The organism is Niallia sp. Marseille-Q9988 (assembly GCF_976954375.1).
Window position 1 is genome coordinate 67913 of the sequence record NZ_CDRJSZ010000014.1, and the last position, 13605, is coordinate 81517.

Here is a 13605-nt window from a genome sequence, read left to right on the forward strand (position 1 = left end):
TCATAGTAATAGAAGAAATACTAGATGAAGAGGTGGCGGGTGAAATGCATATTATTAGACAAGCTGAAACAACAGATGTAGAAAAAATTGCTGATTTTTTAAACAAGGCAGAAGTGAAAGTAGAAGGATTAGAAGAATGGCTTGATTACTTTTTGCTAATGGAAACAGAAGAGGATCAAGCGCTTATTGGAACAATCGGGATAGAGCCGTTTGAAAAAGTAGGTTTGCTTCGTTCAATGATCCTTTCCAAGGGAACGGTAGAAGATATTTTATTTTTAATTCAGCAAGCTCTAAAATTAGCAAAAGAAAAAGAGATGGATGCCATCTATTGCAGTGTTACTAACCAGTATTCTCTTCAATTATTCCAGCTATTAGGGTTTCAGAGGATAGACATGGACGATATTCCACATATATTGAAAGAGTCGAATGGAGTAAAAAGCGTTTTCACTGTTGATAAGTCCCATTTCATGTATATTCCTATGAATATTGTGGATAAATAGCATAAGTTATCCACTTTTTCATACTATTTATTCACAATTTGTGGACAAATCAAATTTTTATCCCCATTTAATGAGGTGCTTGTCCTTTTCAGCAAATGATGGTATTGTCGAAAAATGGGGAATTAAAAGCGATTTTGAAGAAGAAATATAAGAATTGAAAAAGGTGGATAAAAATGAAGACAATTTATTGGTCGGTGGATAAAAATGTGGATAAGGAAGAAAGTTATTCACAAATACAACAAGCTGCTGATCTTTTGAAAAAAAATGAGGTCGTTGCGTTTCCGACAGAAACAGTTTATGGATTAGGCGGAAATGCAAAGGAAGATTCAGCTATTACAAAAATATTTGCTGCTAAAGGAAGACCGTCCGATAATCCGCTTATCATACATATTGCAAAACGAGCGCAATTAAATGAATTAGTAGAAAAGGTGCCGGCAACAGCAGAAAAATTAATGGATGCTTTTTGGCCTGGTCCACTAACTATTATTTTTGAAAAGAAGCAAGGGATGCTTTCAGAGATCGCCACTGCTGGTTTATCCACAGTAGGGATTCGGATGCCTGATCACGCTGTTGCTTTACGAATCATTGAAGAATCTGGTTTGCCAATTGCTGCCCCTAGTGCTAACCGTTCTGGAAAACCAAGTCCAACAAAAGCATCTCATGTAAAAGAGGATTTAGATTCTTATATAGCAGGGATAGTTGATGGCGGTCCAACGGGAGTAGGAGTTGAATCAACGGTTGTCGATTGTACGGAGGAAACGGTCGTTATTCTACGTCCTGGTGGTATTACGAAACAACAGCTGGAAAGTGTTGTGGGAGAAGTAAGAATGGATCAGGCGCTGATTAATAAGGAAATTAAGCCGAAATCTCCTGGAATGAAATATACCCATTATGCACCGAATGCACCATTGTTTTTAGTAGACGGTTCTAAGGAGAAAATTCAATTATTAGTAGAAGAAGAAAAACAAAAAGGACATAAAGTAGGTATTCTTACAACGTTAGAAAATAAAGACTATTATCAAGCTGATTTTATTTATGCTTGTGGAAAACGGGCAGATTTATCCACCGTAGCTACAGAGCTTTATGATGGTTTGCGGAGCTTTGATCATAAGGAAATAGATATCATTTTTGGGGAGATGTTTCCAGCAGAGGGTGTTGGACAAGCGATTATGAATAGACTAATGAAAGCTGCTTCCCATCAAGTAATTAAATAAAGTATCGAAAAAATTTTTTCATCTGTAAATATTGCAGAATCCCACTTCTAAATGAACTTGGACGTGCATAATCTCTAATTAGCAAGTCCAAGGGGGCCAAAAAAATGTCTGCAATTGTGGGAGAACTATTTACACTTATTTTAATGGCATTTGCTTTAGGTATGGATGCATTTTCTGTTGGGCTCGGAATGGGGATGTTTCAACTAAGATTAAAGCAAATCGCAAAAATCGGCTTAGTGATTGGAATCTTTCATGTAATTATGCCACTGCTTGGTATGATTACAGGGAAACTTCTTTCGGAAAACTTTAGTGAAATAGCCGGATATATAGGTGGAGCTTTGCTAGTTTTATTAGGAATTCAAATGATCTGGACTGGATTTAAAGAAGTGGAGACCAGCCGAATTACACCGGTTGGCTTTGGGTTAGTTCTGTTTGCAGTCAGTGTAAGTTTGGACAGCTTCTCTGTTGGTTTAAGTCTAGGAATATACCAGGCAAGAACCGTAGTTGTGCTGCTTTGTTTTGGAATTAGTGCGATGGTGTTGACCTGGCTAGGATTACTAATCGGTAGGAAAGTAAAGGGCTGGTTAGGTTCCTATGGAGAAATGCTTGGAGGGGCAATCCTTCTTGTATTTGGAATTAAGCTATTAATTAGTTTTACAGCTGTATTTTGATAGGGAAAGTGGCTTTCATCAAATGATGGGAGCCGCTTTTTAAATAATTTTTGATGTTATAAACAAACTTTCTGAAAACTACATTTAACTTTCAAAATATTAACAAGAGACAAATGCTAAAAATGTACTAGTTTTCTCCGATAAAAGAACAGTGTTTCACTATAAGTAAATAGAAATTTTAGGTAAATTGGTCTATAATAAAGACATATAAAAGGAGGATAAGTGATGATTCGTGTATTGTTTGTTTGTACAGGTAATACGTGCAGAAGTCCGATGGCTGAGGCTATTTTAAGGCATAAATTCTCTTCTGATGTGGAAGTAAAATCAGCTGGTGTTTATGCAATAGATGGAAATGCTGCTTCTTTGCAAGCACAAGAAGTTTTGACTGAAAAGGGAATCCAGCATAGTCATTCTTCTGCTGTGGTAACAAAAGAGTTAATTGATTGGGCGACATATATTTTTACCATGACGAATGGACATAAAAATATGCTTACGTCTGCATATCCATCCTCTATTGAGAAAACGTTTACGATAAAAGAATTTGCAGAGGATGATCCAAATGGTGATGTTAGTGATCCATTTGGGGGATCTGTTTCCATGTATCGAGAAACCTATCAGGAATTAGAAATGCTGATTGATAAAACAATGGAAAAAATAAGAAATAGTGAGTGGTAAGGTGCTTTTTATTTACAAGGGGGAAAAAGAGTGGGAACCAAGGTGCATTATAAGTTTAGTTTAAGAAAAAAGCTGGCATTATTTATTACAATCTTAGCGATTATTACCTATTCAACAAGTGCTTTTTGTATGTATATCATTTATCCGGCGATTGAAAGTAAAATAGCTATTAGTTCGGCTTTTTTTAACATTGTCACCTTATTATTAGGGGTATTTTGGTCTGGTTTTTTAGGCTTTTTAGCAGCTGGTTTTATTATTAAACCTTTAAAAAGACTCGAACAGGGTGCGTTAAAAGCAGCTCATGGGGATATTAGCCAAGATGTTGAAGTATCAAAATCAGATGACGAAATCAAATCTTTAGGTTTAGCTTTTAATCATATGCTTTTAAATTTACGAGAAATGGTCCAAAGCATTGAAAATAACTTTAATAAAACAAATGAAACCGTAAAAATGATTTCTGCTGAATCTGAAAATGCGCTCGAGCACACACTAGCTATTTCTAGTTCGGTTGGAGAAATTGCTGGCGGTGCTGAAGTATCAGCACAAAGTGTACAAGCTTCAGCGGAGTCTATTGAAGAATCCATGAATATCGCTCTTACAGTAGAAGAAAAAGCGAATATGTCCAAAACGATTTCAGAACAAATGTCAGAAAAATTAGTTCAGACAAATAAGGTCGTTCATTCTTTAGTGGAAGGAATGAAGGATTTGGCAGTGGAGAATACGAATTCCCTAAAGTCAGTGCAAAACTTAGAAATACATTCCAAGGAAATAGAAGAGGTATTGAAGCTTGTTGGAGAAATCGCCTCACAGACAAATTTATTAGCATTAAATGCTTCTATTGAAGCTGCGCGCGCAGGTGAACATGGTGCAGGGTTTAGTGTTGTTGCAGAAGAAGTAAGAAGACTTGCTGATGAAAGTGCTAAAGCAGTAGATGGAATTGCAGACATCATCAGTAATATGCAAGCAGAGGTTAAAAATGTTGTTGAGCAAATTACAAAGCAAGTAGAGGATGCTCAGGAGAAAGCGGAAAATGGAGAGAAGACAAGCCTCATTTTCAGTGAGATGAATGAGACAACAAATAAAATGGTCTACGCTACGGCTAATATTACGGAGTTGATTCATCAGCAGAAAGAGCAGATATATGATACTACACAGCAATCGCAAGAAGTGGCAGCAATTGCAGAAGAAACAGCTGCAGGAGCACAACAGGTAACGAATATTACAGAAAGTCAAACAGCACTTATTCGCAAAGTAGATAGCTTAGCATTAGAATTGCAAGAGCATGCAAAAGAGCTGCAGCAAACAATCTGCCGATTCCAAATTAAAGAATAGATTACTTGTACTCAAAATATCTTTGTGCAATGATGGATATAGTAAAAAGAAATGTAGGTAACTTGAAAAGGAGTGTTTTATATGAATGAGGAAACACTTAAGCTAAAGGAACAGTTACAAACGATTCTAAAAGAATATCAAGAACAGGCACAGCTTGGAGAACATCATTTATTTGTGATTGGGTGCAGTACAAGTGAAGTAATCGGTCAAAAAATAGGAACTGCAGGAACTGTGGATGTTGCTTCACTTATTTTCGAAGAATGTCAGAATTATCAGCAGCAATCTGGAGTCTCCCTTGCTTTTCAATGCTGTGAACATTTAAATCGAGCATTAGTAGTAGAGAGAAAAGTAATGCATTCAAGAAATCTGCCAGAGGTATCGGTTGTGCCAGTTCGGCATGCAGGTGGAGCAATGGCGACCTTCGCATTCGGACACATGGAGGATCCGGTTGTAGTTGAGTTCATTCAGGCTGATGGCGGAATAGATATTGGCGACACATTTATTGGCATGCATGTAAAGCATGTTGCAGTGCCAATACGAACGTCCCTTAAAGACCTTGGCAATGCACATGTTACACTTGCAAAGTCACGGCCGAAATTAATTGGCGGTCCGAGAGCGGTATATGAGAAAACGAAAGAAAATCTTTCTTGTTAATTAGCGTGGAAAAACCAATAAAATTCCTTGTTTGATTGGAGGAATTTTATTGGTTTTTTTATATTAATGGGTTGTCAGCTGAGAGCTTTTAGATTGCTAAAAGCCGTGATGAAAAGGATGTTTGAGCAGGTTTGTTTGTGCTGTTTAGACAGGAATGCTGGGGAGGGGAACAAGGAGTTGTCTCTGAGCCATTTGGGCAGGAAAAGTAGTTAGGGAGGTAACAGAGGAGGCGTCTCTGAGCCGTAGAAAGAAGAAAAGGAGCTGGTAAGGTAACAGAGAAGGCGTCTCTGTGACGTAAAAGGAAGAAAAGAAACTGGTAAGGTAACAGAGGAGGCGTCTCTGAGCCGCAAAAGGAAGAAAAGAAGCTAGGAAGGTAACAGAGAAAGCATCTCTGTAACAAATAAGGAAGAAAAATAGTCAGAAAAGTAACCGAGAAATCCCCCTCTATCAATAAAATAAAACCAAACGAGAAGGAAAGTTCTTTAAAAAAGTTCAACGAAATTGTCGTCCTTATACACCCCCCAGAGGATGACTGGAGGGCACTGAAAAAGTCTAGTTCTCCAAATAAAATGAGGTTTTATTTATTTGAAAGCGAATAATAAGTTGGTTTGGAGAGGTGTCCGCTTGACTCCTATGGGAGCAGCGAGAAAGTCCGAGACCCTGCAGGAGCGTGAGCTGTGAAGCGGCTCGGCGCTCGCCCCAATGAGTCATGTGGTCACCTCGGAAAATAATTTACACATCTAAGTTTAAAAGGCGGTTACGACCAAGCATCAATAGCTATCAGTTTTTCAGTGGTCTCGGATGACTGTGTTATTGTTAAATAATATTTTTTGCGAATAAAATAAGTTCTAGTAACTCAGAAATTTATTTTTTCTACTGGTTCACTTTACTAATATAGTAGATGAATATATGTTTTTCTGTTGTTTTTAATAAATATAAGATAATTCATTTAAAAACAACACTAAAAACCGAACAAAAATAAAAATATTATCGTAATAATTCGTAAATTAACTCTTTCTTTTTAAAATATATACATGATAGAATAGAGGCAGATTTACGGTGGAATAGAGAGAATAGTCGGGAGGATTTACATATGAAGCATTTAGCGGAGCAAGACGAACTTGTTTTTAAAGCAATACAGCAAGAATTAGGTCGCCAAAGAGCGAAAATTGAATTGATTGCGTCAGAAAACTTTGTAAGTGAAGCGGTAATGGAAGCGCAAGGATCTGTATTAACAAATAAATATGCAGAGGGATATCCTGCCAAACGTTATTACGGCGGATGTGAATATGTAGATATTGTGGAAGATATTGCTCGTGACCGTGCGAAAGAAATCTTCGGTGCGGAACATGTGAACGTGCAGCCTCATTCAGGAGCACAAGCAAATATGGCCGTTTATTTTACTATTTTAGAACATGGTGATACTGTGTTGGGAATGAACTTGTCTCATGGTGGACATTTAACACATGGAAGCCCTGTTAACTTTAGCGGTATTCAATATAATTTTATTGAGTATGGAGTAGATAAAGAGACACATTATATTAATTATGAAGATGTTCGAGAAAAAGCATTAGCACATAAGCCTAAATTAATCGTTGCTGGAGCAAGTGCATATCCTCGTGAAATTGATTTTGCGAAATTCCGTGAGATTGCTGATGAAGTTGGAGCATACTTAATGGTGGATATGGCTCATATCGCTGGCTTAGTCGCAGCAGGGCTACATCAAAATCCTGTTCCTTATGCTGACTTTGTAACAACAACTACACATAAAACATTGCGTGGACCTCGTGGTGGAATGATCCTTTGTAAAGAAGAATTTGCGAAGAAAATCGATAAATCAATCTTTCCTGGAATTCAAGGTGGTCCATTAATGCATGTAATCGCAGCGAAAGCAGTTGCTTTTGGAGAAGTGCTTCAAGCGGATTTTAAAGAGTATGCAGAAAAAATTATTGCAAATGCAAAACGATTAGCAAGTGGTCTACAAAAAGAGGGATTAAACTTAGTATCAAATGGAACGGATAATCATTTACTATTAGTTGACCTACAATCTTTAGGATTATCTGGAAAAGTGGCGGAGCAAGTATTAGACGAAGTGGGGATCACTGTTAATAAAAATACGATTCCATACGACCCTGCAAGTCCATTTGTAACAAGTGGAATCCGCATTGGAACAGCAGCTGTAACATCTCGTGGCTTTGGTTTAGAAGATATGGATGAAATTGCATCTATTATCGGTTTTACACTTAAAAACCATGAAAATGCTGAGAAGTTAGCGGAGGCAGCTCAAAGAGTAACGACATTAACTAGCAAATTCGAATTGTATAAACAATTATAATTAGAAGAGGACAATCATCAAGGGGGAAAACGACCTAATGATTGTCCTCTTTTCTTAAGCTCGGTTTTTTTCTTGGATTTTAGGGAAAACTATCATAAAATTTTTGAATTTAGAAAAGGGTATGAGTAAAATGTTTGTGGGTAGAAAATAATTTACCCTCTGGTTTGGTTGGTGGTCGTTAGACCGCCAACCAAACGCAAGCGCGGTAGTATGAGCAAAAATAAAGAAAAAGGGACTTTCTTTTTGTATAGTAGTGTTTGCGGACAAAACATACAAAAGGAGAAAGTCCCTATGAAACAAAATACCATAAAACTACCTACATTAAAAGAAATAGAAAGTGATTTATTTAAAACATTACAGGAAACTTTTTCGGAAGTTCTCGAGGAGCTGTTAACTGGGTATGACAGAGAAATAGCTGAACAACGAGATAAAGGAAGATATCAACTCAAAGATAAGAGAGCGATTCAGATGGACACCTTATTTGGATCTGTTTCAATTAAGCGAAATTACTATTGGGATCGTATCGGCAACAAATATGTCTATTTATTAGATCAATATTTACAGTTTGAGGGCGGTAAAGGATTTAGTCCAGTTGTGGAAGAAATGGCGATGGAATTGGCGGTTACTGGGCCATCATACAGACATGCATCTTCTACGTTAGAAAAATTACTTGGATACTCTGTAGCTAGTCATGAAGCGATTCGTCAACATTTATTACAAACAGAAGTTGTACCGAGCTTGCCAATCGAACCAAAAAGAAAGGTATTATTTATCGAAGTAGATGGCTTATTTATTAAACGGCAAGGTGGTAAGAAGCGCGGACGAGAAGAAAAGATCGCAGCTATCCATGAAGGTTGGTCTATGAATGGAAAGAGAGCCAGTCTTGTGGGAAAACGGCATTTTATTCATAAAGCAGAAGCACCTTTCTGGGAAGAGTTAGAACAATTTTTAATGGATACGTATCATTACGATCCAACTACTCATCTTTTAGCTATCAATGGGGACGGAGCTAGTTGGATAACTGCGTGCAGAGAGTATTTTCAAAAGAAAGCTTTTTTCACGATAGACAGATTCCACGTAGCTCGAGAAATCCAACGTATTTTTAAAGAACATCCTAGATATAAAGCGATACGAAAAAAGCTAGCTAAGTATGATGGAGAGGGATTATTAGTAGAGTTAAATAGTGCAGTGGCGACCCTGGATACAGAGAAAAAAGAAGAACGATTAGAAGCATTAATTAACCAGCTTTCTCCATATCCCGAGGCACTTGGAGACTATAGAATTTGGTTACAGGAACAAGGAATAGATACGAGTGATATGCGTCCGATGGGCAGCGCAGAAGGAACCATGAGTGTGTTTGCCAAGCGTCTGAAAAACGGAAGGGCATGGAGTGAAAAAGGAATAGATGCATTTATTCGATTCATGGTTGGCTTAAAAGATGGATTAGATATTAAAACACTGATCGGAACAATGACGAAACGATTGGAAGAGAAGGAATCAAATCATATAAAACCAAAATACTACCGTGAAAAACTAACCAAAACAGCAGGACAGGCAACAAGACAAAACATTGCCTATTTGAGTCAAACAACAGGAAAGCCACTATATCATGCGTTAAAAGCATTACAAGGATTTTAAAAAGGATTGTCGACGTTTAACTGTAAACTGTATTCTAAAAGGTTATGGATTTTAACAACATAGAAAACGCAGAGTGGATTGGAGCGAAAGGCACTTGACTCCTGCGGGACATAGAGGAAAGGTCGAGACCCCACAGCCGGAACGGCGAGGAGGCTCGACTTCCTCCCCGCGGAAAGCAAGTGCCTGTAGCGGAAAGGAACGGTCTATTGATCCCAAAAAATTTTACGAAAACAGCCTGACTATAAATAGAGTAAGTATAGAAAGCGTTAACAATAGAGATAGCAAACACACTGAAAAAGAGAGAAATTCCGACGATAAAAAATTTCTCCCACAAATACTTGACTCAAACTAGAAAAGGATTTCAGTTGATTCGCCAAAACTTTTTCTGTAGAATGAATAGAAGTGTGTTAACGAAGTATCCTGTCGAAAAAAGAGGATATTTATACTAATAATGAAGGAACGGAGTGAATGTTGTGGCAAAGGTATATGTATTTGATCACCCACTTATTCAGCATAAACTTACATACATTAGAGAAACCCAAACAGGTACAAAGGAATTTAGAGAGCTAGTAGATGAAGTAGCAACATTAATGGCTTTTGAAATTACTCGTGATATGCCATTAGAGGAAATTGATATCGAAACACCAGTTAGCAAAATGAAATCTAAAGTGCTTTCTGGTAAAAAACTAGGGATTGTTCCTATCTTGCGTGCTGGTATCGGGATGGTGGACGGGGTTTTAAAATTAATCCCTGCTGCTAAAGTTGGACATATTGGATTATACCGTGATCCTAAAACATTAAAACCAGTCGAATACTATGTAAAGTTACCTTCCGATGTAGAAGAAAGAGACTTTATCGTAGTGGATCCAATGCTTGCGACAGGTGGTTCTGCCATTGAAGCAATTCACTCTTTAAAAAACAGAGGCGGAAAAAACATTAAATTTATGTGCTTAATTGCTGCTCCTGAAGGTGTGGAAGCATTAAAAGAAGCTCATCCAGATGTGGATATCTACATTGCTGCACTTGATGAGAAGTTAAATGAAAAAGGTTATATTGTTCCAGGTCTTGGAGACGCTGGTGACAGATTATTTGGGACAAAATAATCGTGCCAAAAAATGCTCGGGCTAAAATAGCAAAGGATTCCGTTTTGAGGTGCTTTTCTTAAAATGTGTAGCGATTTGATAGTAGCTTTGGCATCGTTATTGGTATATAAAATGGGAAACTCGCCATTGGAATTGGCGAGTTTCTTTATTTGGAATATAAAATCCTTATATAAAGCCTCACCACTTACTTTTGGTATGGTTCACCGTAATGCATTAAATGAGAATCTTTTGGACTCACTCCCTTTTTACTAAGATGTTTTGTCCTGAATCGAGTAACCGGCAAAAGGAAAATAAGCGGAATTTTTCGGATAAATGCATGATAGTGCTTGTTTCGGCGTAAATAAGGGGAGTTTTTCCGATTATGCAAAGCAAAATCTCCCTTTTTCGCATTATTCGAGTCAATAGGCGGAATCTTTCCGTCTATTTAAGCCTTTTTTAATAATAATTACTAAATAAGCGAAATTCTTCCGTCTATTTTTCAACTCAGATGCTTTGTCTTATACCCCAACCGATAAGTTCGGGTCCTCTCGAACACTCGATAAATAAGGAAAAAGACTTGCAAGCTTCTTAGTGGGCTTCAAAGTTTTAAAGTAGATAAAAAGACAAATAAACATAAGAGAAAAGCAATGAATGATAATGGCGTCATGATAAACCTTTCTTTCTTACTTTGAGACAGTAGATTAATTACTGTATTTAAACCAAGGTATAAGGTAATAACACAGACTAATATGTTTGTTGGTAAAAAATGAAAGGTGGTTAACACATTTGTATGTGTTAGAAAAATCAAACTAATAAATAAGAGAATGATAGCATTTAATATACTCAAAATCCGCAATTTTTTTGGTAGAACCTTATGAGAACCACCCATCACATACTCTCCTAATGGATAACTAACTGAAAGTAATACTTGAAAAATTGCTACGATAATGGCTGATAGATGGACAAACCCCATTTCCATACAGAACTTTTCCATCAAACTTTATAAAAAAAGCAGTATTTCCTTTTTTAATTTATATTCATCTTGAAAGAAATTATTAGTATTGGCATTTGTCTGTGTGAGAAAAGTCACACCTGATTTCATTGAATACATAAAATAACAACTTGCGGTCAGAATAAAAAGCATAATGATTTGCAAGGGGTGATTGGCATGATAAAAAGAACACTTGGAATACTCCTCATTTTCCCACTATTCATATCCTATACAACATTAGCTGCATCCTTAAAAACTCCAGACTTACCCTCGCAAAATCCAAACGAATTACAAATTGCCATTGTGCATACGAAGACTAATTATACCGAACAAGAAATAGATGAGCTCCTTAAGGAATACCCTCATTTAGAAAGAAGATTTATATTTAAAGAAGTATTCCATGGTTTTTCGGTAGAAGGCCCAGTACGGGAACTGGAAAAGTTAAAACAAAGCGAAAGCGTAAATCAAGTATCAAAGGTTCAAACATATATGGCAGAAGCAGATGACCCTGTTGAAATTATAGGAGCAGATGAAATAAGAAATTTCTTAGGAAAATCATTAGAGCATCTAAGTGGCAAAGGAATAAAGGTAGGTGTGATAGATACAGGAATAGACTATCAGCATTCCGATTTACAGAAGAACTATAAGGAAGGCTATGATTTTGTAGATAAGGACCAGGATCCGATGGAAACAAAGGGATTAGGCAGGAGAGATACTTTTCATGGTACACATGTCGCTGGGATTATTGCAGCAGATGGAAAGATGAAAGGTGTGGCTCCTAATGCGACTATTTATGCCTATAGAGCACTAGGTCCGGGGGGCTCTGGAACAACAGAGCAAATATTGGCTGCGATTGATAGAGCTGTAAGAGATAAAGTAGATATTATTAACCTCTCATTAGGCAGTGATGTAAATGGTCCAGATTTGCCGATTAGTCTTGCCTTAAATGAAGTAGTGAAGAAGGGGATTATTGCCGTTGCGGCTGCCGGGAATGCAGGCCCAGCAGAATGGACGGTCGGTTCTCCAGGTACAGCCTCTAAAGCTATTTCAGTTGGAGCCTCCACTCCTAATATATATACACCTTTTATCCTTATAAATGATCAAAAAATCCCTTTAACCAATATGGAAAATAGTGAAGAATGGGCAGATACAGGCTCTGTTCACTTAGTAAGTGGTGGAATAGGGAAAAGAAATCAATTAACCGATGTAAAAGGAAAACTTGTATTAATGGAAAGAGGAGAACTAACCTTTACAGAAAAAGTGCAAAACGCATATGAAATGGGAGCGATTGGTGTACTTATATACAACAATATAGAAGGACCTTTTCAAGGGATGCTAGAAAAAGAAGTAGCTATACCAGTGGCAGGAATTACGAAGGCGGAGGGAGAATTTATAAAAGAGTCTATTCGTAAAAAAGAAACATATTTAACAATAGTAAAAAAATGGGAAAAAGATATATTGGCAGATTTTAGCTCTAGAGGCCCTGTGACTAGCACTTGGGAAATTAAACCAGATGTGCTTGCGCCAGGAGTAGTGATAAATAGCACAGTCCCTAATGGTTATATGTCATTACAAGGGACAAGTATGGCAGCGCCCTTTGTTGCGGGAGCTTGTGCATTGTTATTAGAGGCGCATCCAGACTGGGGTCCAGAAGAAGTGAAAGCATCTTTAATGAATACAGCAAAACCGGTCAAAAATAGACAAAATGTGACATATAAAGTATATGAACAAGGGGCAGGTCGAATTCAAGTTGATAAAGCGATAGAAGCTAATGTTCTAATTACGCCTGGAAGTATTCGTTTTGGTAAATACAAATTGGTGAAAGAACAAAACCAATATAAGGCGTACATTACGGTTAAAAATGTCGGTGATAATATGGAGAAAATATCCTTTGATTTTCCAAAAGGAAAAAGGGGGATTAGCTGGCGATTGCCTCTTTCATTTACACTAAAACCGGGTCAGAAGAAAAATGTCCCAATTATAATGAATATTGACAGTAATCTTTTTAATGAAAAACTTCAAGATGGTATAATTAAGGTAAGGGCCGGTGAGCAATTAATAAAACTTCCTTATTTATATGTACTAGAGGAACCAGACTATCCTAGAATTATGGGGTTTGATCTCCTTAAAAAGACTGGAGAAAATAGTTATGAATATGAGACGTATTTACCGACAGGCGCTGAAGAATTTGGAATAGCTCTTTTTCGGGAAGATACATTACAATTTATTCAGTTTTTAGATTGGAAAAAAGAAGTGAAAAGAGGACGGTTAAAAGGGGTATTTAGTGTTGGAGATTTGGACGAATCAGGAAACTATCGAATCAAAGTTTTTGCGAAAAAAGCCGGAAAAGAGGACATGCTTGAAAAAATGTTGAAAATAAAATAAGCTATAAGTTAGAGATTGTTAAAAGGTGAGCAATGAATTTTTTTTTTGTATTTAAATGCATTGACATTGACAATACCCTATTGTATGCTTACAAGGGGTATGAATAGGTTTTCACCCGCGGAGTATCA

The 13605-nt window shown here is 37.1% G+C and carries 11 protein-coding genes; 10 read left to right on the plus strand and 1 reads right to left on the minus strand.

The features are described from left to right. The first annotated feature begins 44 nt into the window (after positions 1-44). From ACWNMZ_RS21380 to upp, 9 genes are all read left to right on the plus strand, one after another. A complete protein-coding gene (locus ACWNMZ_RS21380) occupies positions 45-500 on the plus strand; it encodes a GNAT family N-acetyltransferase (RefSeq protein WP_031536726.1) in 456 nt (151 codons plus the stop codon). Positions 501-673: 173 nt separating this feature from the next. Next, on the plus strand, positions 674-1714 hold the full coding sequence (locus ACWNMZ_RS21385; RefSeq protein WP_031536725.1) for an L-threonylcarbamoyladenylate synthase: 1041 nt from the start codon (positions 674-676) through the stop codon (positions 1712-1714). A gap of 104 nt (positions 1715-1818) precedes the next feature. Continuing rightward, entirely contained in the window at positions 1819-2385 is a 567-nt protein-coding gene (locus ACWNMZ_RS21390) for a manganese efflux pump MntP (RefSeq protein WP_031536724.1), read from the plus strand. 225 nt (positions 2386-2610) lie between these two features. Then, a complete protein-coding gene (locus tag ACWNMZ_RS21395) occupies positions 2611-3060 on the plus strand; it encodes a low molecular weight protein arginine phosphatase (RefSeq protein WP_031536723.1) in 450 nt (149 codons plus the stop codon). Between the two features lie 30 nt (positions 3061-3090). Further along, entirely contained in the window at positions 3091-4392 is a 1302-nt protein-coding gene (locus ACWNMZ_RS21400; RefSeq protein ID WP_031536722.1) for a methyl-accepting chemotaxis protein, read from the plus strand. A gap of 81 nt (positions 4393-4473) precedes the next feature. Then, entirely contained in the window at positions 4474-5046 is a 573-nt protein-coding gene (locus ACWNMZ_RS21405; RefSeq protein WP_031536721.1) for a TIGR01440 family protein, read from the plus strand. 1093 nt (positions 5047-6139) lie between these two features. Further along, positions 6140-7381, plus strand: a complete 1242-nt coding sequence (gene glyA, locus ACWNMZ_RS21410; protein WP_251629607.1) for a serine hydroxymethyltransferase — start codon at positions 6140-6142, stop codon at positions 7379-7381. Between the two features lie 291 nt (positions 7382-7672). Then, positions 7673-9019, plus strand: a complete 1347-nt coding sequence (locus ACWNMZ_RS21415; protein ID WP_048717475.1) for an ISLre2 family transposase — start codon at positions 7673-7675, stop codon at positions 9017-9019. 473 nt (positions 9020-9492) lie between these two features. After that, entirely contained in the window at positions 9493-10122 is a 630-nt protein-coding gene (gene upp, locus ACWNMZ_RS21420; RefSeq protein ID WP_031536719.1) for a uracil phosphoribosyltransferase, read from the plus strand. A 577-nt stretch (positions 10123-10699) separates the two neighbouring features. On the opposite strand, the gene ACWNMZ_RS21425 is transcribed toward upp, so the two are convergent. After that, on the minus strand, positions 10700-11095 hold the full coding sequence (locus tag ACWNMZ_RS21425) for a hypothetical protein (RefSeq protein ID WP_251628613.1): 396 nt from the start codon (positions 11093-11095) through the stop codon (positions 10700-10702). 174 nt (positions 11096-11269) lie between these two features. On the opposite strand from ACWNMZ_RS21425, the gene ACWNMZ_RS21430 reads away from it, so the two are divergent. Next, entirely contained in the window at positions 11270-13477 is a 2208-nt protein-coding gene (locus tag ACWNMZ_RS21430; RefSeq protein WP_251628614.1) for a S8 family serine peptidase, read from the plus strand. Positions 13478-13605 lie beyond the last annotated feature (128 nt).